The sequence below is a fragment of the Streptomyces sp. TSRI0107 genome (assembly GCF_001905845.1).
Taxonomy (GTDB): Bacteria; Actinomycetota; Actinomycetes; order Streptomycetales; family Streptomycetaceae; genus Streptomyces.
Genome location: NZ_LIVZ01000005.1, coordinates 204,056 through 226,217, shown reverse-complemented (window position 1 = coordinate 226,217; position 22,162 = coordinate 204,056). Strand labels below are relative to the sequence as shown.

Sequence of the window (22,162 nt, the reverse complement as noted above, 5' to 3'; positions counted from 1 at the left end):
CAAGCGATCCGATCGTCGACCTTGGAGGGTCTTCATGAAGCGCAACATCGTCATCGCCGCCGTCACCGCGACCGCCCTGATCGGCGGCGGGGCCGCGGTCGCCTTCGCGGACGGTGGCGACGAGGCGAGGTCCGCACAGCGCACGACGGTCGTCGACACCGCGGCGGGTGTCGTCGCCGACGACGCCGACCGGGCGCCCGCGAGCAAGCTCACCGCCGCCCAGGCGATCGAGGCCGCGCTGAAGGCCCAGCCGGGCACGGTCTACTCCGCCGACCTCGACGACGACCGGGACGGCGACGACGACGGCGACGGCGACGACCGCGGCTGGGAGGTCGACATCCTGGGCTCCGGCAGCACCTCCTACACCGTCCACGTCGACCCGGCGACCGGCAAGGTCCTCGGCACCGACACCGACCGGGACGAGGACGACGCCGCCGAGGCCCGCCGCCTTCTGAAGGGCGCGGACATCGACGCCCGGGAGGCCGCCCAGGCCGCCGAGGCGAAGGGTGTGGTGACCTCGGTCGAGCTGGACGACGACAGCGGCGAGGGCTGGAGCGCGGAGACCGCCGGCTCCGACCGGGACTGGCACGTCGACCTGAGGACGGGCAAGGTCACGGCGGACCGGGGCGACGACTCGGTCTCCGAGGAGGACTGAGCGGCGCAGGTCCTGCCGGGCTCGGCTGCGTCGCCGGGTGCGGGCAGCAGGTGGCTGGTCGCGCAGTTCCCCGCGCCCCTGAACGCGGCTCCGCCGCGTTCAGGGGCGCGAGCGCCTCAGGCCTCCGTGAGCCCCGCCACCAGCTCGTCCGCCGCGCGATACGGGTCCAGCTCACCTGCGACGATCCTCTCCGCGAGAGCGGACAGGCGGCGGTCGCCGTGCAGGTCGCCGATGCGTTCGCGCAGGGCGGTGACCGCGATGGTCTCCACCTCGCGGGCGGCGCGGGCGCGGCGGCGTTCGGCGAGGACGCCGCGCTCCTCCATCCACGCCCGGTGCTTCTCCAGGGCCTCGACGACCTCGTCGACGCCCTCCGCGCGGGCGGCGACCGTCTTGACGATCGGGGGCCGCCAGTCGCCGGGGCCGCGGGCCTCGCCGAGGCCCAGCATGTGGTTCAGTTCGCGGGCGGTGGCGTCGGCGCCGTCCCGGTCGGCCTTGTTGACGACGTAGACGTCGCCGATCTCCAGGATCCCGGCCTTCGCCGCCTGGATGCCGTCGCCCATGCCGGGCGCCAGGAGGACGACGGAGGTGTCCGCCTGGGAGGCGATCTCGACCTCGGACTGGCCGACGCCGACCGTCTCGACCAGGATCACGTCGCAGCCCGCCGCGTCCAGGACCCGGATCGCCTGCGGGGCGGCCCAGGCGAGGCCGCCGAGGTGGCCGCGGGTCGCCATGGAGCGGATGTAGACGCCGGGGTCTGAGGCGTGGTCCGACATGCGCACGCGGTCGCCGAGCAGGGCGCCGCCCGAGAAGGGGGACGACGGGTCGACGGCGAGCACGCCGACCCGTTTGCCCTGTTTGCGATAGGCCGTGACGAGCGCCGACGTGGACGTGGACTTGCCGACGCCGGGCGAGCCGGTCAGGCCGACGACGTAGGCGTTCCCGGTCAGCGGGGCGAGCGCCGCCATGACCTCCCTGAGCTGCGGGGACGCCCCCTCCACCAGGGAGATCAGCCGGGCCACGGCCCGCGGCCGGCCTTCCCTGGCCTGGGCGACCAGCGAGGAGACGTCCTGCATCACAGCTCCGTTCACTAGATGTCCGCTATCGCAAAGGCTCAGGCCTTGGGCACCCGCACGATCAGTGCGTCGCCCTGGCCGCCGCCGCCGCACAGCGCGGCCGCGCCGACACCGCCGCCGCGCCGCTTCAGCTCCAGCGCGAGGTGCAGGACGAGGCGGGCGCCGGACATGCCGATCGGGTGTCCCAGAGCGATGGCACCACCGTTGACGTTCACCTTTTCGGTGGACACGCCGAGGTCCTTCATTGACTGCACGGCGACGGCGGCGAAGGCCTCGTTGATCTCGATCAGGTCGAGGTCGGAGACCTCCAGGCCCTCCTTCTTCAGGGCGTGCAGGATCGCGTTCGACGGCTGGGACTGCAGCGAGTTGTCCGGGCCCGCGACGTTGCCGTGCGCGCCGATCTCGGCGATCCAGTCCAGGCCCAGCTCCTGCGCCTTGGCCTTGCTCATGACCACGACGGCGGCGGCGCCGTCGGAGATCTGAGAGGAGGAGCCCGCGGTGATCGTGCCGTCCTTGCTGAACGCCGGGCGCAGCTTGCCCAGCGACTCGGCGGTGGTGTCGCCGCGGATGCCCTCGTCCTTGCTGAACAGGACCGGGTCGCCCTTGCGCTGCGGGATCTCGACCGGGGTGATCTCGGCCTCGAAGATGCCGTTCTTCTGGGCGGCGGCGGCCCGCTGGTGGGACAGCGCGGCGATCTCGTCCTGCTCGGGGCGGTTGATGCCGAGGCGCGTGTTGTGCTTCTCCGTCGACTCGCCCATGGCGACGCCCTCGAAGGAGTCGGTGAGACCGTCGTACGCCATGGCGTCGAGCATCTGCACCGCGCCGTACTTGAAGCCCTCGCGGGACTTCGGCAGCAGGTGGGGCGCGTTGGTCATGGACTCCTGGCCGCCGGCGACGACGATGTCGAACTCGCCGGCCCGGATCAGCTGGTCCGCGAGGGCGATGGCGTCGAGGCCGGACAGACACACCTTGTTGATGGTGAGCGCCGGGACGTTCATCGGGATGCCGGCCTTGACCGCGGCCTGGCGCGCCGGGATCTGGCCCGCCCCGGCCTGGAGCACCTGGCCCATGATCACGTACTGCACCTGGTCGCCGCCGATCCCCGCACGGTCGATGGCGGCCTTGATCGCGAAGCCGCCGAGGTCGGCTCCGGAGAAGGACTTCAGCGAGCCGAGCAGCCGCCCCATCGGGGTGCGGGCGCCCGCGACGATGACGGACGTCGTGCCGTTCGTAGCAGAAGACATGAGCTGCGATCCCCTTACCGGCCTGCACGACCGAGGAGTGAACGAGGGTTTACTCGAATGTACTGAGCGGTATCCCGCCCGTCATCGGGCTGTCGGTGTGATCGCGCGCACGTTGCGTAACCACCTCCGGAGCGCTGCACTGAGTCCATGCTGACGCGAATCGACCACATCGGGATCGCCTGTTTCGACCTCGACAAGACCGTCGAGTTCTACCGGGCCACCTACGGCTTCGAGGTGTTCCACTCCGAGGTCAACGAAGAGCAGGGCGTGCGCGAGGCCATGCTCAAGATCAACGATACGTCCGACGGCGGGGCTTCGTACCTGCAGCTCCTGGAACCGACCCGGGAGGACTCCACCGTCGCCAAGTGGCTCGCCAAGAACGGCGAGGGCGTCCACCACATCGCCTTCGGTACGGCGGACGTCGACGGGGACGCGGCCGCCATCAAGGACAAGGGCGTGCGTGTCCTGTACGAAGAGCCGCGACGCGGCTCCATGGGGTCACGTATCACCTTCCTGCACCCCAAGGATTGTCATGGCGTTCTGACAGAACTGGTCACTTCCGCGCCTGTTGAGTCACCTGAGCACTGACCCCCGTACATAGGGGCCGGTAGGGTTGGGGGCGGTCGCCCTGCTCCACCGGGGCGACCCGTGCCGGGGTCCGGGTTTCGGGGGACGAGCGTCGGGGCATCAGCCCATGCTCCGTCGTTGATCTGACACCATTCCCCGGGGGCCCCGTTCGGCGGATGGACGGAGCTCGTTTGGAGAGACTTGCGACCAGGGGACGGATGGGACCGCGCAGTGCGGGGCTACGAGAGCCAGGAGCGAGAGCCGGCGGCTGACGTCGACCACCTCTCTCGGTTCGAGGCCGAGATGAAGCGGCTGAGGACCGAGCGGGAAAAGGCCATCCAGCACGCCGAGGACCTCGGCTACCAGGTCGAGGTGCTGCGGGCCAAGCTGCACGAGGCGCGCCGTACCCTCATGACCCGGCCCGCCTATGACAGCGCCGACATCGGCTACCAGGCCGAACAGTTGCTGCGCAACGCGCAGATGCAGGCCGACCAGATCCGCGCCGACGCCGAGCGCGAGCTGAGCCAGGCCCGGGCGCAGACCCAGCGCATCCTGCAGGAGCACGCCGAGCAGGCCGCGCGGCTCCAGGCCGAGCTGCACCAGGAGGCCGTGACGCGGCGCCAGCAGCTCGACCAGGAGCTGGCCGAACGCCGGCAGACCGTCGAGTCGCACGTCAACGAGAACGTGGCGTGGGCCGAGCAGCTGCGCGCCCGTACCGAGCAGCAGGCCCGCCGGCTGCTGGAGGAGTCCCGCGCGGAGGCCGACCAGGCGATGGCCGCGGCCCGCGCGGAGGCCGAACGGCTCACCGCCGAGGCCCGCCAGCGCCTGCAGAGCGAGGCCGAGGCCGCCCGCGCGGAGGCCGAGCAGCTGCTGCGCCGCGCCCGCGCGGACGCCGAGCGGCTGCTGAACGCCGCCTCCACGCAGGCCCAGGAGGCCACCGACCACGCCGAGCAGCTGCGCAGCTCCACCGCCACCGAGTCGGAGGCCGCCCGCCGGCAGTCCGCCGAGCTGAGCCGGGCCGCCGAGCAGCGGATGGCCGAGGCCGAGGAGGCGCTGCGCAAGGCGCAGTCCGAGGCGGAGAAGCTGGTCACCGAGGCCAAGGAGGCCGCGGCCAAGACCCTCAGCAGCGCCGAGGCCGCCAACGAGACGCGCACCCGTACGGCGAAGGAGCAGGTCGCCCGGCTGGTCAGCGAGGCCACCAAGGAGGCCGAGACCACCAGGGCGGAGGCCGAGCAGCAGGTCGCGGACGCCCGCGCGGAGGCCGAGAAGATCCTCGCCGAGGCCGCCGAGAAGGCCCGCTCGATCACCGCCGAGGAGACGGCCACCCAGCTGTCGAAGGCGGCGCGGACCGCCGAGGAAGTCCTCACCAAGGCGTCCGAGGACGCCAAGAAGACCACCAAGGCCGCCGCCGAGGAGGCGGAGCGGATCCGCAAGGAGGCCGAGTCCGAGGCGGACCGGCTGCGCGCCGAGGCGCACGACATCGCCGAGCAGCTCAAGGGCGCGGCGAAGGACGACACCAAGGAGTACCGCGCCAAGACGGTCGAGCTGCAGGAGGAGGCCCGCCGGCTGCGCGGCGAGGCCGAGCAGCTGCGCTCCGACGCCGTCGAGGAGGGCGAGAAGATCCGCGCCGAGGCCCGCAGGGAGGCCGTGGCGCAGATCGAGGAGGCGGCGAAGTCCGCCGAGGAACTGCTGGCCAAGGCGAAGGCCGACGCGGACGAGCTGCGCCGCACCGCCACCGCGGACAGCGAGAAGGTCCGCACCGAGGCCATCGAGCGGGCGACCTCGCTGCGTCGGCAGGCCGAGGAGACCCTGGAGCGCACCCGCGCGGAGGCCGAACGCCATCGCGACGAGGTCGTCGAGCAGGCCGAGGGCATCAGGGCGGAGGCCGAGCGGGCCGCGCGCGAGCTGCGTGAGGACACCGAGCGGGCGGTCGCGGCCCGGCAGGCGGAGGCCGCCGAGGAGCTGGCCCGCCTCCAGACGGAGGCGGAAGCGCGGCTGGCCGCCGCCGAGCAGGCGCTGACGGAGGCCCGCGAGGAGGCCGCCCGGATGCGCCGGGAGGCCGCCGAGGAGACCGACCGGCTGCGCGCCGAGTCCGCCGAACGGATCCGTACGCTCCAGCAGCAGGCCGAGACGGAGGCCGAGCGGCTGCGCGACGAGGCCGCCGCCGACGCGTCCGCGTCCCGTGCGGAGGGCGAGGCCGTCGCCGTACGGCTGCGGTCGGAGGCCGCCGCCGAGGCCGAGCGGCTGCGGACGGAGGCGCAGGAGAGCGCCGACCGGATGCGGGCCGAGGCGCAGGCCGCCGCCGAGCGGCTGGCCGCGGAGGCGTCGGAGACGCTGGCCGCCGCGCAGGAGGAGGCCGACCGGCGGCGCCGCGCGGCCGAGGAGACGCTGGGCGCGGCCCGGCAGGAGGCCGACCAGGAGCGCGAGCGGGCCCGCGAGCAGAGCGAGGAGCTGCTGGCGTCGGCGCGCAAGCGTGTCGAGGAGGCGCAGGCCGAGGCGATCCGCCTGATCGAGGAGGCCGACCGGCGCGCCACCGAGATGGTGTCGGCCGCGGAGCAGCACGCCCAGCAGGTGCGGGACTCGGTCGCCGGGCTGCACGAGCAGGCGCAGGAGGAGATCGCCGGGCTGCGGTCGGCCGCCGAGCACGCGGCGGACCGTACCCGCCGGGAGGCCGAGGAGGAGGCGGACCGGGTCCGCACCGACGCCTACGCGGAGCGGGAGCGGGCCGGCGAGGACGCGGCCCGTGTCCGGCACGAGGCGCACGAGGAGGCGGAGGCCGCCAAGGCGCTCGCCGAGCGGACGATGGCGGAGGCGCTGGCCGAGTCGGAGCGGCTGCGGTCGGACGCGTCCGAGTACGCGCAGCGGGTGCGCACGGAAGCGTCGGACAACCTGGCGGAGGCCGACCAGGCCGCCGCGCGTACCCGGGCGGACGCCCGGGAGGACGCCAACCGGATCCGGTCGGACGCGGCGACGCAGGCCGACACCCTGATCACGGAGGCGCGTTCCGAGGCGGAGCGGCTCACCACCGAGACGGCCGCCGAGGCCGACCGGGTCCGTACCGAGGCGCTGGCCGAGGCGGAGCGGCTGACCACGGAGACCGCGGCGGAGGCCGAGCGGGTGCGCGGCGAGGCGCGCGCCGAGGCGGAGCGGCTGGCGTCGGAGGCGGCCCTGGAGGCCGAGCGGGTGCGCGCCGAGGCGGTCGCGCACGCCGATCAGCTGGTCGGGGACGCCACCGGCGAGGCGGAGCGGCTGCGGGCCGAGGCCGCGGAGACGGTCGGTTCGGCGCAGGCGCACGCGGAGCGGATCCGGGCGGAGTCGGAGCGGGTCAAGTCCGAGGCGGCCGAGGAGGCCGAGCGGCTGACCACGGCGGCGCGCGAGGAGGCCGAGCGGACCCTCGACGAGGCCCGCAAGGACGCCAACAAGCGGCGTTCGGAGGCGGCCGAGCAGGTCGACAAGCTCATCACGGAGACCACCGCCGAGGCCGACAAGCTGCTCACCGAGGCGCAGACGCAGGCCCTGAAGACCACCGCGGACGCCGAGTCGCAGGCCGACACGATGGTGGGCGCGGCCCGCAAGGAGGCCGAGCGGATCGTCGCCGAGGCGACGGTCGAGGGCAACGCGCTGGTGGAGAAGGCCCGTACGGACGCGGACGAGCTGCTGGTCGGCGCGCGCCGGGACGCGACGGCGATCAGGGAGCGCGCGGAGGAGCTGCGCGACCGGGTCACCACCGAGATCGAGGAGCTGCACGAGCGGGCCCGCCGTGAGGCCGCCGAGACGATGAAGTCGACCGGCGACCGCTGTGACGCGCTGATCAAGGCGGCCGAGGAGCAGCTGGCCAAGGCCGAGGCGAAGGCGAAGGAGCTGGTGTCGGAGGCGAACTCCGAGGCCGGCAAGGTGCGGATCGCCGCGGTGAAGAAGGCCGAGGGTCTGCTGAAGGAGGCCGAGCAGAAGAAGGCCACGCTGGTCAAGGAGGCCGAGGAGCTGAAGGCCGAGGCGATCCGCGAGGCCAAGCGCACGGTCGAGGAGGGCAAGCGCGAGCTGGAGATCCTGGTGCGTCGCCGCGAGGACATCAACGCGGAGATCTCCCGTGTCCAGGACGTGCTGGAGGCGTTGGAGTCCTTCGAGGCCCCGTCGGCCGGCAAGGACGGCGGCGTCAAGGCCGGTGCGACGGTGGGTGCGCCCCGATCGGGTGGCAAATCGTCGGACGGGTAGTCAGGAGGCGGGGCTCCGGTGTTTGCTGGAGCCTTTGGCCAACTCCTCGACGAGGCCTTTGGCCAAGCCTTTGACGGCGGGTTTGGCAAGCAGTCCGACGGTTAGCCACTCAAAAGGGGTGTCATTCTCCAGATCAAACACGCATCCGCTCGATGACACACCGTTCTGGCCCCTAGGATTCCACCTATCACCTCACCGGTCTCATTCGACAGGAACCCCATGAGCGACACTTCCCCCTACGGCTTCGAGCTTGTGCGGCGTGGATACGACCGCGCTCAGGTGGACGAACGTATCTCCAAGCTCGTCTCCGACCGTGACAGCGCTCTCGCCCGCATCACCGCTCTGGAAAAGCGCATCGAGGAGCTCCACCTCGAAACGCAGAACGCCCAGGCCCAGGTAAGCGACGCCGAGCCGTCGTACGCCGGTCTCGGTGCCCGCGTCGAGAAGATCCTGCGGCTCGCCGAGGAAGAGGCCAAGGACCTGCGCGAGGAGGCCCGCCGCGCGGCCGAGCAGCACCGTGAGCTGGCCGAGTCGGCGGCCCAGCAGGTACGCAACGACGCCGAGGCGTTCGCGGCCGAGCGCAAGGCGAAGGCCGAGGACGAGGGCGTCCGGATCGTCGAGAAGGCCAAGAGCGACGCCTCCCAGCTGCGCGCCGAGGCGCAGAAGGACGCGCAGTCCAAGCGCGAGGAGGCCGACGCGCTGTTCGAGGAGACCCGCGCCAAGGCCGCCCAGGCCGCCGCGGACTTCGAGACCAACCTGGCCAAGCGCCGCGAGCAGTCCGAGCGCGACCTGGCGTCCCGTCAGGCCAAGGCCGAGAAGCGCCTCGCCGAGATCGAGCACCGCGCCGAGCAGCTGCGCCTGGAGGCCGAGAAGCTGCGCACGGACGCCGAGCGCCGCGCCCGCCAGACGGTGGAGACCGCCCAGCGCCAGGCCGAGGACATCGTGGCCGACGCCAACGCCAAGGCCGACCGCATCCGTTCGGAATCCGAGCGCGAGCTGGCCGCCCTCACCAACCGCCGCGACTCCATCAACGCCCAGCTGACGAACGTGCGCGAGATGCTCGCCACGCTCACGGGCGCCGCGGTGGCCGCCGCCGGCACGCCGGCCGAGGACGAGCCGATCTCGCGTGGGGTGCCCGCTCAGCAGTCCCGGTAACCGGCGGGCGTACATCCGCTGAACACCCGCGAAGCCCTCTGCCGCTCCGGTGGCAGAGGGCTTTGTCCCGTTTTAGCGTGGCCGCATGATCGAGCTCGAGGGGCTGACGAAACGGTACGGCGAGAAGGTGGCGGTCAACAACCTCACGTTCACGGTCAGACCGGGCATCGTCACGGGGTTCCTCGGTCCGAACGGGGCGGGCAAGTCCACCACGATGCGGATGATGCTGGGCCTTGACCGGCCGACGGCCGGGGACGTCCGGATCGACGGCACGCACTACGACCGGCTCAAGGATCCCCTGAAGTACATCGGCGCGCTCCTCGACGCGAAGGCCGTGCACGGCGGGCGCAGCGCCTACAACCATCTGCTGTGCCTGGCGCAGAGCAACGGCATCCCGAAGAGCCGGGTGCACGAGGTGCTGGACACCGTGGGCCTCACCGCGGTCGCCCGCAAGAAGGCCAAGGGGTTCTCGCTGGGCATGGGCCAGCGGCTGGGCATCGCCGGCGCGCTGCTGGGCGATCCGCGGATCCTGATGTTCGACGAGCCGGTCAACGGGCTGGACCCCGAGGGCATCCACTGGATCCGCAATCTGATGAAGTCGCTGGCCGCGCAGGGCCGGACGGTGTTCGTGTCGAGTCATCTGATGAGCGAGATGGCGCTGACCGCCGACCATCTGGTGGTCATCGGGCAGGGCCGGCTGCTCGCCGACACCTCCATGGCGGACTTCATCGCGCGGAACTCGCGGTCGTACGTCAGGATCCGCTCCCCGCAGCGCGAGCGGCTGCTCGACGTGCTGCACGGCGCCGGGATCACGGCCGTGGAGACGGCGGGCGGGGCCTTCGAGGTGGACGGCGAGAAACCGGAGCGCATCGGTGAGCTGGCCGCGCAGCACCTGGTGGTGCTGCATGAGCTGAGCCCGCAGCAGGCCTCCCTGGAGGAGGCGTTCATGCGGCTGACCGCGGAGTCGGTCGAGTACCACGCACACTCCGACGCGCCCGCGCAGCCGCAGTGGGGCACCGGCTGGAAGAAGGGCTGACGGGTATGGCGGCCGCCCAGGTCATCCGGTCCGAATGGACGAAGATCCGCTCTGTCGCGTCCACGGTGTGGACGCTTTCGCTCGCCGTGACGGTCACGATCGCGCTCGGCATTCTCATTTCCGCGCTGTCGAAGAACGAGTTCGATCGCCTGGACGCCCGGGACCGGCTCGCCTTCGATCCGACGTTCATCAGTTTCGCGGGCATGAGCCTCGGCCAGCTGGCGATGATCGTGTTCGGGGTGCTCGTGGTCTCCAACGAGTACAGCACCGGCATGATCCGCACCTCGCTGGCCGCGGTCCCGCAGCGCGGCACCTTCCTGTTCGGCAAGCTCGCCGTCGCCACCGGGCTCGCGCTGGTCGTCGGCATGGCCACCAGCTTCGCCACGTTCTTCCTGGGGCAGGCGATGCTCGGCGACCTCAAGGCGTCGATCGGCGACCCGGGCGTGCTGCGGGCGGTCATCGGCGGCGGCCTCTACATGACCCTCATCGCGATGTTCTCGATGGGCGTCGCCGCGATGCTGCGCTCGCCGATGCTGTCGCTGGGCATCCTGATGCCGTTCTTCTTCCTGATCTCCAACATCCTGGGCAACGTCGACGCGACGAAGAGGCTCGGCCGCTTCCTGCCCGACCAGGCCGGCAGCAGGATCATGCAGGTGGTCCCCCCGATCGACGACGACATCCCGTACGGCCCCTGGGGCGGGCTCGGCATCATGGCGCTGTGGGTGGCGGCGGCGCTGGCCGGCGGTTACGTGCTGCTCAAGCGGAGAGACGCCTAGTAGCGGTCCGTCTTTACTCGCCCTTGGGTGGAACCGTCAGCTCCCCGATATCCTCCTAACCCTTACGGGGGCGTGTGCCCCGCTGTCCTGAACCTTTCGATGGGTGCGGAGCATGATCGAGGCAGTCGGCCTGACCAAGCGCTACGGCGACAAGACCGCTGTGTACAACCTTTCCTTCCAGGTGCGGCCCGGTGCCGTCACCGGCTTCCTGGGCCCCAACGGGTCCGGCAAGTCGACGACGATGCGGATGATCCTCGGCCTGGACAACCCCACCTCGGGCCAGGTGACGATCGGCGGCTTCCCTTACCGCAAGCTGCCGAACGCGCCCCGCCAGGTGGGCGCGCTGCTCGACGCCAAGGCGGTGCACGGCGGCCGCTCGGCCCGCAACCATCTGCTGTCCCTGGCCCAGCTGTCCGGCATCCCGGCCCGCCGGGTGGACGAGGTGCTCGGCGTGGTGGGCCTCCAGGACGTGGCCAAGCGGCGCTCCAAGGGCTTCTCGCTGGGCATGGGCCAGCGGCTCGGCATCGCCGCCGCGCTGCTCGGCGACCCGCAGGTGCTGCTGTTCGACGAGCCGGTCAACGGCCTCGACCCCGAGGGCATCCTCTGGGTGCGGAACCTGATGAAGTCGCTCGCGGCCGAGGGCCGTACCGTCTTCGTCTCCTCCCACCTGATGAGCGAGATGGCGCTGACCGCCGACCACCTCATCGTGATCGGGCGCGGGCAGCTGCTCGCCGACATGAGCGTGCGGGACTTCATCGCCGCGAACTCGGCCGGGTTCGCGCGGGTGCGCACCCCGGACACCGAGCCGCAGCTGCGCGAGAAGCTGTCGGCCGCGCTCACCGAGGCGGGCGGGCAGGTGCTGCCCGAGCAGGACGGGGCGCTGCGGATCACCGGGCTGCCGCTCCCCCGCATCAGCGACATCGCCCACGAGACGGACGTACGGCTGTGGGAGCTGTCGCCGCACCAGGCCTCCCTGGAGGAGGCGTACATGCGGATGACGCAGGCCGCCGTCGACTACCGCTCGACCGCCGACCAGAAGGCGGGCCTCCAGCAGCCGTTGCCGCCGGGCGCGCAGCCGCCCGTGCCGGTGCCCGGCCAGGGCCAGCCCGGCTGGTACGCCCCGCCGCCGCCCCAGCAGGGCGGGCAGCCGTTCGCGATGCCGCAGGCGCCGGGTCCGTACGGCGTCCAGCCCGGCGCGCCCGCGGCGGCGCCCGGCGCCGGTCAGCCGAACCCGTACGCCCAGCCGGCCCCGCAGGCCGGTACGCCCGGCGCGGTGGCCCCGCAGCCCGGCCAGGCCCCCGCCCCGGCGGACCCGGCGCAGGCCCCCGCCGCGGCCCCTGCCCCGGCGGCCCCGGCGGCCGAGTCGCCCGCGCCGCAGGACCAGCCCCCGGCGCCCACGCAGCCCCCGGCCGCGCCCGCCGCTCCGCCCGCCGCTCCGGCGGCCGCGCCGCAGCCCTCCGCCCCCGTCTCCGACCCGACCCAGTCCGAGGACGCCCGATGAGCACGCCCCAGACCCCGATGTCGCCGGCCGCGCCCGGCATGCCGTACCCCGGTTACACCTCGCCGATCCCCGTCGTCCGCACCAACCTCGGGCACGCGATCGCCTCGGAGTGGACGAAGATGAGGTCGGTGCGGTCGACGATGTGGACGCTGGGCGTGTTCGTCGCGCTCGTCGTCGGCATCGGCCTGCTGACCGGCACGGTGGTGGGCGGCAACGCCACGGAGGAGGACCTCGGCGGCGAGAGCGCGCTGGCCCTCGGCTTCTTCGGGCTGCTGCTCGGCACCATGTGCGTCATCACGCTCGGCGTGCTGACCACGGCCTCGGAGTACGGCACCGGGATGATCCGCACCACGATGACGGCCTGCCCCTCGCGGGGCCGGGTGCTGACGGCGAAGGCGATCGTCTTCTTCGCGGTGGCCTTCACCGTGACGCTGGTGTCGTCCGGCCTCGTCGCCGTCGCCCAGGTCGGCATGGTGGACGCCCGGGACCCCTCCGGCGGCGAGTGGCTGAAGGCCACGGTCGGCATCTCGCTCTACATCGCGCTGCTCGGCCTGCTGTCGCTGGTCATCGGCTCGATCATCCGGCACTCCGCGGGCGCCATCACCATCATGATCGGCGCGGTGCTCGCCCCGCTGGTGATCGCGCTGTTCATGTTCTCCTCGTCCCTGGAGGACGTGCGGACCTTCCTGCTGGAGTACTCGATCCCGAACCAGCTCGGCGTCTTCTACTCCAACTCCCTCAGCGACACCGGCCCGTCGGGCTGGGACCCGCTGTGGATCATGCTGGGCATCACCGCCGCCGCCTTCGCCGGCGCCTACGCGCTGCTGGAGCGGCGGGACGTGTAGGACCGCGGGCGGACCGCTCAGAACCTAGGCGCGTTACGGGACCGCTGCACCCGCGTGGTGCGGCGGTCTCGCGCGTTCCAGCAGGACTTGTGCCAGTGCCGGCGGTCGTCGACGCCCGCGTGCTCGGGCCAGGCGACGACGTGCGGGACGCCGTCGGGGATCAACTGGTCGCAGCCTGGGCAGCGATAGGCCTTGCCCTGCGCGCTCGCCCCCGCGACATGGCGCACGTTCCACTCCTCGCCCTGCCAGTCCTCGCTGGACTGCCATCCGCCGTAGCGGCCCTGCCGGTCGTCCTCGGCACTCCGGCCGGAGGAGACGGCATCCTTCGGGCCCTTGGGTCGGTTACGACGCGGGGACACGGAACACCTCACGGGGCTATACAGGAAGCGGATCGTGTCCAGCCTACGCGCCGTCGTGGGGGGTACGCGGAAGCGGCGAACGTCACAAGTCCCCCTCCGGACCGGCCATTCTGCAGACAATCGGCAAATTCGTCCGCCAGGCCGTGTCCTCGGCACGTGTCAGACGGTTATGCCGGGTGGGGGAGCTCCGTGTCGGGGCCAAGGAAGCAGGAAGAGCGATGCGCGTAGGAAGTTTTGTGTTGGCGGCCCAGTTCCCGGGTCAGGGCCAGGGGGAGGCGCTGCACCGCGCGGTCCGCTCGGCGCAGGTGTCCGAGGAGGCGGGTCTGGACTCGGTCTGGCTGGCCGAGCACCACTTCGTGCCGTACGGCACCTGCCCGTCGGCGATCACCCTGGCCGCCTACCTGCTCGGCCGCACCCACCGCATCCGGGTCGGCACAGCGGTCAGCGTGCTGCCCACCACCCACCCGGTGACCCTCGGCGAACAGGCCGCGCTGCTCCATGTGACCAGCGGCGGCCGCCTCTCCGTGGGCGTGGGCCGGGGCGGCCCCTGGGTGGACCTGGAGGTGTTCGGGACGGGCCTGGAGGCGTACGAGAAGGGGTTCCCTGAATCACTCGATCTGCTGGTGCGCTGGCTGCGCGAACCGCGGGTCGCAGCCACCGGGGAGCGGTACAGCTTCCGCGAGGTGCCCGTCGTCCCCCGGCCGTCGGAGTCCCTGACGGAGACCGAGGGTCCGGAGGTGCTGGTCGCCTGCACCTCCCCGGGCAGTGTGCGGATGGCCGCCGAACGCGGACTGCCGATGCTCCTCGGCATGCACATCGGGGACGAGGAAAAGGCCGAGATGGTCTCCCTGTGGCGGAGCTGTGCGCGGGCCGCCGGGCGGCCGGCCGAGCAGATCGCCGACCCGGGCCACGTGTCGGCCGGCGTGTGCCAGATCGCGGACCGGCGGGTCGACGCGGCCGAGACCCTGGCCAAGGCGATGCCGGGCTGGCTGAAACAGGGACTCGACGCGCATGTCACCGTGGACGGCCGGGAGCGCCGGATGCGCGACCCGATGGCCTACACGGAACTGCTCTGCGGACTGCACCCGGTGGGCACGCCGCGGCTGTGCGCCGACCGGCTCGCGGCGACCAGCGAGCGGACCGGGGTCAGCCGTTTCGCCCTGCTGGTCGAGGGCTCGGGAGACCTCGCGGCGACGGAGGAGAACGTACGGCGGCTGGGCGCGGACGTACTGCCTCAGCTGCGCTGACTCCCGGCCCCGGGCGGCCCGGTGGTGCGGGGTGCTTGCCGCCCCGGTACAGACATCGCACCTCCCGTGTACGGGAGCGGCAAGCGTGCGGCTCGCCGCGTCAGCAGTCCCGGAGTTCCGGGGACTGGTTGAGCAGCTGGCTGCGCACCGACGTGAAGCGGGCCAGCGTGTCGTCCACCGAAGCGTCCAGCGGGAACACCGCCACCCGGTGGCAGTTCTGGAAGGCCAGCCGTACACCGAAGTGCCGCTGCAGCGCACCGCGGATGGCGTCACTCGCGAGCGCGCGCAGGAGCTGACCGCGTGCCTGCTCGTCCGGCGGGGGCGTCTGGTTGTCGGCGAACTGGCCGCCGTCCACCTTCAGCTGGGCCACCAGGGAGCTGATCATCTCCCACGCGTAGGGCAGGGAGGTCCGGACGCAGTCGACGAATTCAGCTTCGTCGACCTCGCCTCGCTCGGCCTGTTCGAGTAGGGCCGGTGAGACGTCGAGCGACATGGGTACTCCTCTCGCACCCCCGAACAGCAGGGGTTGCCGGACAGATGTGGGAGCTCGCGATACCGGACACCCTGAGTACACGCGTCGCGACCTCCCGTTTACTACGGTAGGCAACAGGCCGTGACCGCACCAGGAGAATGCGGATACAGGCAGATCCCGGTGAGCACACAATCGGCCACGACCGAACAGGCGCCTTCTGGATAAACAGGACGCGAATCGCGTACGGCCCGGGGTGTCGAGTAGCGTTGCCGACCATGCGTCTCGTCATTGCCCGATGCTCGGTCGACTACGCCGGCCGGCTCACCGCCCATCTCCCCTCGGCACCCCGTCTGATCCTGGTGAAGGCGGACGGCAGTGTCTCCATCCACGCGGACGACCGCGCCTACAAGCCCCTCAACTGGATGTCGCCGCCCTGCACGCTGAAGGAGGGCACCGGCGAGGAGGAGGGCGTCTGGACCGTCGTCAACAAGGCGGGCGAGAAGCTCATCATCACCATGGAGGAAGTCCTCCACGACTCCTCGCACGAGCTGGGCGTCGACCCCGGCCTGATCAAGGACGGCGTGGAAGCGCACCTCCAGGAACTCCTCGCCGACCGCATCGAGACCCTCGGCGAGGGCTACACGCTGATCCGCCGCGAGTACATGACGGCGATCGGCCCGGTCGACATCCTCTGCCGTGACGCCGACGGGCAGACCGTCGCGGTCGAGATCAAGCGGCGCGGCGAGATCGACGGCGTGGAGCAACTGACGCGCTATCTGGAGCTGTTGAACCGCGATCCCCATCTGGCGCCGGTGCGGGGCATCTTCGCCGCACAGGAGATCAAGCCGCAGGCCCGCGTCCTCGCCACGGACCGGGGCATCGGCTGCCAGGTGCTGGACTACGACGCGCTGCGGGGCATCGAGGACGACAAGCTGCGGCTGTTCTGAGGGGTACGCCGCCCACAGGGTGCCGTACGACGGTGAGGGCCGGGTCCTGGACTAGGGGGTGTCTCGCCGATCAGGCCGGATCAGGGAGCGGCGTCTGGTGCCGTGCATCGCAAGGCGGAGGAGGGAGCCGATGCGATGGGGGTCCCCCCTGCTCGAGCGGAGCCGAGAGCTTGGGGGAATCGGGGACCGACGACAACGCGGCGAGGCGCGGTGCCAGGCGTCGCGAGCCCGGCCTGATCGGCGAGACGCCCCCTAGGACCCGGCCCTCTCGCGTTCACGGCCTCAGATCACCGACTCGGTGCTGCCGGGCGATCCGGCGTCGCCGGTCTCCGGGGCGCTCGCCGAGCTGCTGGTCTCGGTCGGGGCACTGGCGGAGTCCGACGTGGACGGGGTGTCCGTCGGGCTGTTGGTCGGCGTCTCCGTCGGAGTCTGTGTGGGCGTGCCGGTCGGCGACTCGGTGGGGGTGCCCGTCGGGGGCTTGGGAGACGTCGAGGGCCTGGGAGACGTCGGCGGCTTCGACGGGGACTGGGACGGCGAGCCGGACGGGTCGTCGTCGTCATCGGGGTCGCGGGTGCCGCTGGGGTCGTCCGACGGCTCCTCCGGCTCGGTGGCGGAGCCCGTCGGCGTCGGGTCGTCGGACGTGCCGAACGTGCCGTCGGGGCCCGGGTCGGTCGGGCGGCTGGTCGCGCTGCCGGTGCCGCTGTCCTCGCCGCTGTCCGCCTCGTCGGCGCCCAGACTGCCGTCGCCGCCGTCCTGGCTGGCCGACGGGTTGACGCCGACCCGGTCGGAGGGGCTGTCGGCGTCGTTGCCGGAGGTGGCGCCGAGCGTCACCACCGTGCCGAGCACGGCCACGAGCAGCGCGCCCGCGCCGGCCGCGGCCAGGTTGCGCCGGGCGAGGCCGCGCAGACCGCCCCGGGCGGCCCTGGACGGCGTACCGCCCGGCGTCGAGTGGTGGGTGACGAGCGTGGCGGGGGCGTCGGCGGGGCGGGCCAGGGACGGGAACTCCGGGCGGGACGCCGGGACGCCGCCCGGCGGGGACGCGGACTCCTCGTGCCGGGCGGCGGGCACCTCGTCGCCGACGGCGGCGCCGAGCACGGGCCCGGCGCTCACCGGGCCGACGCCGGGGGTGTTCCCGGAGCGGTCGTCGACCAGGGCCAGGGCGCGGCGGCCCGCGACGGTGCCGCGCTTGTCGGCGAGGGCGCCGCGCAGGCCGATGGAGGCCTCCAGTTCGGCGCGGGCCCGCTCCAGGCGGCCCTCGCACAGGGCGTGGATGCCGAGTTCGTGGTGGAAGTAGGCCTGGTCGGCGACCTCGCCGGCGAGCCGGGAGGCCTCCGCTCCGGCCCGCAGGGTGCGCTCCCAGGCGCCCCAGTGCAGCCCGGCGGCGAAGGCGGGCGCCGCGGTGCGGGCCAGCTGGACGGCGGTGCTCTCCTCGTCCTCGGCGGGCGGCGTGGTGACCGGGACGAGGACGGCGAGCGCGGCGAGCAGCGCGTCGGCCTCGGCGCTGACCCGCTCGGGGGTGACCGAGGGGTGCCCGGCCCACCAGGCGTAGTGCCGGGCGGCGGTGTGGGCGTGCTCCTGGAGGTCGTCGGCGTATCCGGCGGCCTCCAGCTGGGTCCGCACTCCGGCGGCGAGCCGGTAGTGGGCGCCGACCGGGGTGACCAGGGCGCAGTCGACCAGTTCGCCGAGGGCGGCGTCCGCGTGGGTGTCGCCGACCAGGGCGGGCAGGTGGGCCTGGTGCGGCACCTCGCCGCCGAGGGCGACGGCGAACCGCAGGGTGGCGCGCGCCGATTCGCTCAGCCGGGAGGCGAGCAGGGCGACGGGCGCGGCCCCCTCGGCGAGGGAGGGCAGCGGTGCGTCGTCGCCGAGGGCGGCGGGGACGGGGGCGTCGGCGGGCGGCTCCTGGAAGACGCCGAAGTCGTCGAAGGCGTCCGCCCCGGCGCGCAGCCGGTCGCGCTGCCTGAGCAGGGCGCCGGCCTGGACGAACCGCAGCGGCAGGCCCTCGGACTCGAACCACAGGTCGCCGGCCCAGTTGGACTCGTCCTCGGTGAGGGGGCGGCCGACGGCGTGCCCGAGCAGTTCCAGGCCGCCGGCCCGGTCGAGGCCTTCGAGGAGGACCTCCTCCAGGGCGGACTCGGCGGACGGCGCGGGCACGTCGGGGGTGGCGCTGATCAGGAAGGCGCACTCGGGGGTGGCGTCCAGCAGTTCGTCGAGGGCGGCGCCGCCGAACTCGATGTCGTCGAGGACGACGACGGCACCGATCTCCCGGACCGCTTCGCGCAGTTCGTCCCGTTCCGGCCGGTGCAGGGGTGCGTTGTGGACGGCGTAGAACAGGTCGTACAGCAACTCGTCGGCGGTGCGGTGGAAGCCGCTGAGGCGGATGACGCCGTCGGGGGCGAGGTCCGCGCAGTCCCGGGCGACGATGTCGAGCAGGGCGGTGCGGCCGGAGCCGCCGGGGCCGGTGAGGCGTACCGAGCGGCCGCGGGCGAGCAGCCGGACGAGGCGTTCGCGGTCTTCCTGGCGGCCGAGCAGGGGCAGTTCGGGCCGGGCGGGCCCGGGCGGCGCGGGCGGGCGGGCGGCGCGGGCGACCTCGGCGCGTTCGGCCGCGGTCAGCTTCCGGGGCCGTCCGGGCCGCTCGGCAGGCGGGCAGAGTTCGATCTCGCTGCCGTCGACGGGGTTGACGGTGAGCAGGTGGTCGCCGGAGACGAGCTGGACCGTGCGGGCGAGTGCCGGTGTGTGCTGGCCGAAATCCGGTGTGAGCGGGTCCCTGGGCGGACGCTGCCGCGGCGCGTGAGCGTCGCCGTCATGGCCGTGCTCCTCGGGTCCCCGGTTGTTCGGGTCCATAGGTTCAAGCCCCCCAAAAGCGTCGAGTGCGTGCGGCCCCTCCCGGCCGTGTCGCACACCGCGCTGTCGCTTCTGGTCCGGGCCCGCTCGAGGGTGGATCGGACAGCGGGCGACCGAACCCTAAACCTTCGCTCAGTATCTACGACAGCCCGGGGTACCGCGCAGTCCGAGACGTCACAGTCTCATGAGGATTGCCTGCGACGTGCGCTTCGAGACCGGAACGCCCGACTCCGGACGTCCGGGCCGGCGTCACACGCGCGGCAGGGACTCCACGCCGATACCGCCCTCGATCGCCAGGATCCGGTGCAGCCGGGTGGCCACCAGCAGGCGCTGCATCTGCGGCGGTACGCCGCGCAGCACCAGCCGGCGGCCGCAGCGGCCGGCCCGCCGGTGGGCCCCCATGATCACCCCGAGGCCGGTGGCGTCCCAGGAGGCCAGTTCGGACAGGTCGAGGACGAGATCGCCGACTCCGTCGTCGACGGCCGAGTGCAGAACCGCACGGGCGTCCGCCGCGGTGCGGACGTCGAGGCGGCCCTCGACGACCACCTCGGCGTGGTCGCCCCTGATGTGCATATGCGCTCCCCGTGCGTGTCGGTGCGTACTCCATGACGGTGGCTTGCAACGTCGGTAGGACGGTGGCTTGCACCGTCTGACTGCTTCCGTGGCGGTGCGGTTGCTGCTTGTAAGCGAACCGATACCGAATTCACCCCGAGGTGTGATGTCTCTGGGGCGAGTGCTGTTTCAGTGCTTGTAGAAGCCCTGCCCGCTCTTGCGGCCGATGTCACCGGCGTCAACCATCCGGCGCATCAGCTCCGGCGGGGCGAACTTCTCGTCCTGGGTCTCGGTGTAGATGTTGCTCGTGGCGTGCAGCAGGATGTCGACGCCCGTCAGGTCGGCGGTGGCGAGCGGGCCCATGGCGTGGCCGAAGCCCAGCTTGCAGGCGAGGTCGATGTCCTCGGCGCTGGCGACGCCCGACTCGTAGAGCTTGGTCGCCTCGACGACGAGGGCGGAGATGAGCCGGGTGGTGACGAAGCCGGCCACGTCCCGGTTCACGACGATGCAGGTCTTGCCGACGGACTCGGCGAACTCCCGCGCGGTGGCGAGGGCCTCGTCGCTGGTCTTGTAGCCGCGTACCAGCTCGACGAGCTGCATCATCGGCACCGGCGAGAAGAAGTGCACGCCGACGACGCGCTCGGGGCGCTCGGTGGCGGCCGCGATCTTGGTGATCGGGATGGCCGAGGTGTTGGAGGCGAGCACGGTCTCCGGGCGCACGATCTTGTCGAGCGCGCGGAAGATCTCGTGCTTGACCTCCAGCTTCTCGAAGACGGCCTCGACGACGACGTCGGCGTCGCCGGCGGCGTCCAGGTCGGTGGTCGCGGTGATGCGGCCGAGCGCGGCCTCGGCGTCGGCGGCGTCCAGCTTGCCCTTGCTCACGAACTTGTCGTACGACGCCTTGATGCCGTCGGTGCCGCGCTTGAGCGCCTCGTCGGTGACGTCGCGCAGGACGACGTCCCAGCCCGCCTGGGCGGAGACCTGGGCGATACCGGATCCCATGAGACCGGCCCCGATGACGGCGAGCTTCCGTGCCACTGTGCGACTCCCCTGATACGCGCTGTCCTTGTTCCTCTCGGGCGGACACTAGCGCTCGTGAGGGGCTGTGTGACCGGTAAGTAATGCGCGTCACGTCTCACATGACGGACATCACACCGCCAGGGGTCATTCCGCGCCACGTACGGCGTAGTTGAGCACCCTCTCGCTCAACAGCCCCTCCATCTCCTCGAGCAGCACCAGCACCTCGCGGGAGACCTCGGCGGGCCGGCCGCCCTCCATCATGCGCCGGCCGATGACCGCCATCACCGTCTGGTGGAGCCAGTTGACCTGACCGGCGATCAGGGCCGGCATGGGGTCGCCGGGCTCGGCGCCGGTCTCCTCGGCGAGGGTGCGTTCGAGGTCGTGGACGACTTCCTGGCTGATGGCCCAGAGCCGGGAGCGCAGGGCGGGCGAGTCGTGAATCACCGTCATGAACCGGGCATAGCCGTCCATCAGCCCCATGCGGGGTGAGACCGCCTCGACCTCGTCGCGCAGTTCGCGCAGCACCGCCGCGGCGGCGGACTCGCCGTCGCGGCGGCCGCGCACCCAGCGCGAGAGCCGGTCGACGACCTCCCTGGAGCGGTCGAGGAACAGGTCCTCCTTGGCCGGGAAGTAGTTGTAGACCGTGTTGACGGAGACGTTCGAGGCCTCGGCGATCTCCGCGACGGTGACGGCGTCGAAGCCGCGCTCCAGGAACAGGCCCGTGGCGACATCGGAGATGTACTGCCGGGTCTGCCGCTTCTTCCGCTCTCTGAGTCCCTCGGCCATGCCCGCATGCTACCGGCTTCGCTGGAGCCGATGAAAAGTTGGGGTCATTGCAAAATTTCAGAGACTCTGTTTTTCTCGTGCCATGGCAATCATCAGTACGGCCGGACTGGCCCGTACCTTCCAGACGAAACAGGGCGCCGTGGAGGCCGTCCGCGGCATCGACCTCACCGTGCGGCCGGGCGAGATCCTCGGCTTCCTGGGCCCCAACGGGGCGGGCAAGACCACCACCCTGCGGATGCTCACCACGCTGCTGAAGCCCACCGGCGGCGCCGCCACCGTCGCGGGCTGCGACCTGGCGACCGACCCCGTGGGAGTGCGCCGCGCGTGCGGTTACGTGGCCCAGTCGGGCGGCGTCGACGGACAGATCGGGGTGCGCGAGGAACTGGTCACCCAGGGCCGCCTGTACCGCCTGCCGAAGGCCCGGGCCCGCGAGCGCGCCGAGGAGCTGGCGCACGAGCTGGACCTCACCGGCCTCCTCGACCGCAGGACCGCGGAGCTGTCCGGCGGCCAGCGCCGCCGCCTCGACATCGCGATGGCGCTCACCCACCGCCCCCGGGTCCTCTTCCTCGACGAGCCGACGACCGGCCTCGACCCCGCCGCCCGCGCCGACCTGTGGGAGCTGGTCCGCCGGCTGCGCGACGAGCACGGCACGACCGTCTTCCTGACCACCCACTACCTCGACGAGGCCGACGCCCTCTCCGACCGGCTGGTCGTCGTCGACCGGGGAACGGTGGCGGCCGAGGGCACCCCGGCCGCGCTGAAGCTCCGGTACGGCGGCTCCGTCGACGCCACCCTCCAGGAGACGTTCCTCGCCATCACCGGCCGCGGGACGGTCCCGGCCGACGCCGCCCCCGTCGCCGTATAGGAGCCACCG

18 protein-coding genes and 1 pseudogene are annotated in these 22,162 nt (G+C 72.3%); 11 read left to right on the top strand and 8 right to left on the bottom strand.

Annotated features, from left to right (window positions below; all coding sequences use genetic code 11):
• Positions 1–34 precede the first annotated feature (34 nt).
• Positions 35–655, top strand: a complete 621-nt coding sequence (locus tag AMK31_RS14830; RefSeq protein ID WP_073940980.1) for a PepSY domain-containing protein — start codon at positions 35–37, stop codon at positions 653–655.
• A gap of 116 nt (positions 656–771) precedes the next feature.
• On the opposite strand, the gene meaB is transcribed toward AMK31_RS14830, so the two are convergent.
• Together meaB and AMK31_RS14820 are read right to left on the bottom strand one after the other, a co-directional pair.
• Positions 772–1,728, bottom strand: coding sequence for a methylmalonyl Co-A mutase-associated GTPase MeaB (gene meaB, locus AMK31_RS14825; protein ID WP_073940979.1), 957 nt, complete (start codon positions 1,726–1,728; stop codon positions 772–774).
• Between the two features lie 38 nt (positions 1,729–1,766).
• On the bottom strand, positions 1,767–2,972 hold the full coding sequence (locus AMK31_RS14820; protein WP_073940978.1) for an acetyl-CoA C-acetyltransferase: 1,206 nt from the start codon (positions 2,970–2,972) through the stop codon (positions 1,767–1,769).
• Between the two features lie 147 nt (positions 2,973–3,119).
• Between AMK31_RS14820 and mce the strand changes: the two genes are divergently transcribed.
• The 7 genes from mce to AMK31_RS14785 all read left to right on the top strand — a co-directional run bounded on the left by mce (position 3,120) and on the right by AMK31_RS14785 (position 13,064).
• Positions 3,120–3,560, top strand: coding sequence for a methylmalonyl-CoA epimerase (mce, locus tag AMK31_RS14815; protein WP_073940977.1), 441 nt, complete (start codon positions 3,120–3,122; stop codon positions 3,558–3,560).
• 210 nt (positions 3,561–3,770) lie between these two features.
• Complete coding sequence (scy, locus tag AMK31_RS14810; protein WP_073940976.1) at positions 3,771–7,751, top strand: polarized growth protein Scy; 3,981 nt, start codon at positions 3,771–3,773, stop codon at positions 7,749–7,751.
• 219 nt (positions 7,752–7,970) lie between these two features.
• Complete coding sequence (locus AMK31_RS14805) at positions 7,971–8,906, top strand: cellulose-binding protein (RefSeq protein ID WP_073940975.1); 936 nt, start codon at positions 7,971–7,973, stop codon at positions 8,904–8,906.
• An 85-nt stretch (positions 8,907–8,991) separates the two neighbouring features.
• On the top strand, positions 8,992–9,942 hold the full coding sequence (locus AMK31_RS14800) for an ABC transporter ATP-binding protein (RefSeq protein WP_073940974.1): 951 nt from the start codon (positions 8,992–8,994) through the stop codon (positions 9,940–9,942).
• 5 nt (positions 9,943–9,947) lie between these two features.
• Positions 9,948–10,718 carry an ABC transporter permease gene (locus AMK31_RS14795; RefSeq protein WP_073940973.1) on the top strand — a complete coding sequence of 257 codons (771 nt, stop codon included), beginning with the start codon at positions 9,948–9,950 and terminating at the stop codon, positions 10,716–10,718.
• 112 nt (positions 10,719–10,830) lie between these two features.
• Positions 10,831–12,219, top strand: a complete 1,389-nt coding sequence (locus tag AMK31_RS14790; RefSeq protein ID WP_073940972.1) for an ABC transporter ATP-binding protein — start codon at positions 10,831–10,833, stop codon at positions 12,217–12,219.
• On the top strand, positions 12,216–13,064 hold the full coding sequence (locus AMK31_RS14785) for an ABC transporter permease (protein ID WP_073940971.1): 849 nt from the start codon (positions 12,216–12,218) through the stop codon (positions 13,062–13,064). Before AMK31_RS14790 ends, AMK31_RS14785 begins: the two co-directional genes overlap by 4 nt.
• A gap of 17 nt (positions 13,065–13,081) precedes the next feature.
• Here AMK31_RS14785 and AMK31_RS14780 read toward each other — a convergent pair whose 3' ends face one another.
• The gene (locus AMK31_RS14780; protein WP_073940970.1) at positions 13,082–13,423 is read right to left on the bottom strand and encodes an ATP/GTP-binding protein; all 342 of its coding nucleotides are present in this window, start codon (positions 13,421–13,423) and stop codon (positions 13,082–13,084) included.
• Positions 13,424–13,641: 218 nt separating this feature from the next.
• Between AMK31_RS14780 and AMK31_RS14775 the strand changes: the two genes are divergently transcribed.
• A complete protein-coding gene (locus AMK31_RS14775) occupies positions 13,642–14,670 on the top strand; it encodes an LLM class flavin-dependent oxidoreductase (RefSeq protein WP_073940969.1) in 1,029 nt (342 codons plus the stop codon).
• A 100-nt stretch (positions 14,671–14,770) separates the two neighbouring features.
• Here the strand turns inward: AMK31_RS14775 and AMK31_RS14770 are convergent, their stop codons facing one another.
• Positions 14,771–15,163 carry an SCO5389 family protein gene (locus tag AMK31_RS14770; protein ID WP_073940968.1) on the bottom strand — a complete coding sequence of 131 codons (393 nt, stop codon included), beginning with the start codon at positions 15,161–15,163 and terminating at the stop codon, positions 14,771–14,773.
• A 254-nt stretch (positions 15,164–15,417) separates the two neighbouring features.
• Here AMK31_RS14770 and nucS point away from each other — a divergent pair, with 254 nt between their 5' ends.
• On the top strand, positions 15,418–16,089 hold the full coding sequence (gene nucS, locus AMK31_RS14765; RefSeq protein ID WP_073940967.1) for an endonuclease NucS: 672 nt from the start codon (positions 15,418–15,420) through the stop codon (positions 16,087–16,089).
• Positions 16,090–16,371: 282 nt separating this feature from the next.
• On the opposite strand, the gene AMK31_RS14760 is transcribed toward nucS, so the two are convergent.
• The 4 genes from AMK31_RS14760 to AMK31_RS14745 form a co-directional block, all read right to left on the bottom strand.
• Positions 16,372–18,930: an AAA family ATPase gene (locus tag AMK31_RS14760; RefSeq protein WP_073940966.1), complete on the bottom strand. Its 2,559-nt coding sequence runs from the start codon at positions 18,928–18,930 to the stop codon at positions 16,372–16,374.
• 249 nt (positions 18,931–19,179) lie between these two features.
• Positions 19,180–19,503: an STAS domain-containing protein gene (locus AMK31_RS14755; RefSeq protein WP_073940965.1), complete on the bottom strand. Its 324-nt coding sequence runs from the start codon at positions 19,501–19,503 to the stop codon at positions 19,180–19,182.
• Positions 19,504–19,671: 168 nt separating this feature from the next.
• Entirely contained in the window at positions 19,672–20,520 is an 849-nt protein-coding gene (locus AMK31_RS14750; protein ID WP_073940964.1) for a 3-hydroxyacyl-CoA dehydrogenase family protein, read from the bottom strand.
• Between the two features lie 126 nt (positions 20,521–20,646).
• Positions 20,647–21,288 carry a TetR/AcrR family transcriptional regulator gene (locus AMK31_RS14745; protein WP_073940963.1) on the bottom strand — a complete coding sequence of 214 codons (642 nt, stop codon included), beginning with the start codon at positions 21,286–21,288 and terminating at the stop codon, positions 20,647–20,649.
• Positions 21,289–21,451: 163 nt separating this feature from the next.
• Here AMK31_RS14745 and AMK31_RS14740 point away from each other — a divergent pair.
• Positions 21,452–22,153: pseudogene (locus AMK31_RS14740) on the top strand (ABC transporter ATP-binding protein); the annotation flags it as partial.
• Positions 22,154–22,162: the final 9 nt, after the last annotated feature.

Coding starts and splice junctions, on each gene's coding strand:
- AMK31_RS14830 (WP_073940980.1), top strand. CDS start 35: ATGAAGCGCAACATCGTCATCGCCGCCGTCACCGCGACCGCCCTGATC.
- meaB (WP_073940979.1), bottom strand. CDS start 1,728: ATGCAGGACGTCTCCTCGCTGGTCGCCCAGGCCAGGGAAGGCCGGCCG.
- AMK31_RS14820 (WP_073940978.1), bottom strand. CDS start 2,972: ATGTCTTCTGCTACGAACGGCACGACGTCCGTCATCGTCGCGGGCGCC.
- mce (WP_073940977.1), top strand. CDS start 3,120: ATGCTGACGCGAATCGACCACATCGGGATCGCCTGTTTCGACCTCGAC.
- AMK31_RS14805 (WP_073940975.1), top strand. CDS start 7,971: ATGAGCGACACTTCCCCCTACGGCTTCGAGCTTGTGCGGCGTGGATAC.
- AMK31_RS14800 (WP_073940974.1), top strand. CDS start 8,992: ATGATCGAGCTCGAGGGGCTGACGAAACGGTACGGCGAGAAGGTGGCG.
- AMK31_RS14795 (WP_073940973.1), top strand. CDS start 9,948: ATGGCGGCCGCCCAGGTCATCCGGTCCGAATGGACGAAGATCCGCTCT.
- AMK31_RS14790 (WP_073940972.1), top strand. CDS start 10,831: ATGATCGAGGCAGTCGGCCTGACCAAGCGCTACGGCGACAAGACCGCT.
- AMK31_RS14785 (WP_073940971.1), top strand. CDS start 12,216: ATGAGCACGCCCCAGACCCCGATGTCGCCGGCCGCGCCCGGCATGCCG.
- AMK31_RS14775 (WP_073940969.1), top strand. CDS start 13,642: ATGCGCGTAGGAAGTTTTGTGTTGGCGGCCCAGTTCCCGGGTCAGGGC.
- AMK31_RS14770 (WP_073940968.1), bottom strand. CDS start 15,163: ATGTCGCTCGACGTCTCACCGGCCCTACTCGAACAGGCCGAGCGAGGC.
- nucS (WP_073940967.1), top strand. CDS start 15,418: ATGCGTCTCGTCATTGCCCGATGCTCGGTCGACTACGCCGGCCGGCTC.
- AMK31_RS14760 (WP_073940966.1), bottom strand. CDS start 18,930: ATGGACCCGAACAACCGGGGACCCGAGGAGCACGGCCATGACGGCGAC.
- AMK31_RS14755 (WP_073940965.1), bottom strand. CDS start 19,503: ATGCACATCAGGGGCGACCACGCCGAGGTGGTCGTCGAGGGCCGCCTC.
- AMK31_RS14745 (WP_073940963.1), bottom strand. CDS start 21,288: ATGGCCGAGGGACTCAGAGAGCGGAAGAAGCGGCAGACCCGGCAGTAC.